General features: G+C 68.0%; 1 protein-coding gene. It reads right to left on the bottom strand.

Features of this window, described 5'->3' with window-relative positions:
• On the bottom strand, nt 1-431 hold a 431-nt coding region (locus ACOQFP_RS12795; RefSeq protein WP_421584527.1), incomplete at both ends, for a DUF222 domain-containing protein.

The raw sequence follows: 431 nt of genomic DNA, 5'->3' as shown, positions 1-431 counted from the left end.
CGGGAGGTGGTGCGCGAGAGTGGTCCCATCCAGGGCAGCCACCCGACACTGGTGCCGTCACCGAACACGTCCCGATAGGCACCGCGATCCGGTGACGGTCCTGCGCCAGTAGCGGTGTCGCGGAGGTCGGTGAGGTCGCGGAGGTTGATGTGGAGGTTGACGTGGGGTTTTTCTCCGCCTTCGGTGGGCCGGTTGTTGGCGGCGAGGTAGCGGTCGAGGATGTGTCCGAAGGCGTCGGCGCGGCGTCGGGCGGGGCTGCGTTCGTCGGGGGTGCCCTCGACGGCGGGTCTCGGTGCGGTCAGGGGTGAGAGGGCGGTGAGGAGTTTTTCGCCGGTGACGGCGTCGAAGTCACCTTTGAGTGCCAGGCGCCCGTTCAATGTGGTGGAGGCGAACAGTTCGTTGCGGTCGGTGTCTTCGGCGGGTGGGGTGGT

This window comes from Rhodococcus sp. MALMAid1271, from assembly GCF_049195265.1.
Taxonomy (GTDB): domain Bacteria; phylum Actinomycetota; class Actinomycetes; order Mycobacteriales; family Mycobacteriaceae; genus Rhodococcoides.
This window is presented reverse-complemented; position numbering and strand designations above follow the sequence as displayed.